The organism is Oleiphilus sp. HI0061, assembly GCF_001635675.1.
On sequence record NZ_LWFE01000303.1, the window covers coordinates 1 to 467 of the forward strand.

General features: G+C 45.4%; 1 protein-coding gene. It reads left to right on the forward strand.

Annotation, left to right across the window (positions count from 1 at the left end; translation table 11 throughout):
* The coding region (locus tag A3735_RS03965; RefSeq protein WP_255375133.1) for a PEP-utilizing enzyme at nucleotides 1–467 on the forward strand (467 nt) is incomplete at both ends.

The following is a 467-nucleotide window of genomic DNA, read 5'->3' on the forward strand; positions in this document are numbered from 1 at the left end:
ATCCATACTTACGTGCTCGATCAGAAGATATCCGTCATTTGGGTTTGCGTATCTATGCCAGCATTAATGCGCATGACTTTAATGTCCAGCTGCCAAATGAACCCTTTATTCTGCTTTCAAAGAATTTAAGCATCGCCGATATTGCTGAATATGCGAATCAAAATTTGGTTGGCTTGGTATGCGTGGATGGCTCGGTTTTATCTCATGCGGCCGTTCTGGCCAGTGCTCTCGGCATTACCGCAATCATGGGTGTCGGTGATCTTAATTGGTCAAAGGTTGAGGGTAGTGTTGCTGTCATGGATGGTTATAGAGCGCAGGTCATTTTTAATGCCTCGCCTCAAATGCAGCGGGAATATCAAAGGCTGGCAGCACAAGAAAACCGATTGATGTCAGGGCTTGATAAGCTTAAGGATAAGCCCGCCGAGACCAGTGATGGTTATCGTATCAATCTTTATGCGAATACAGGT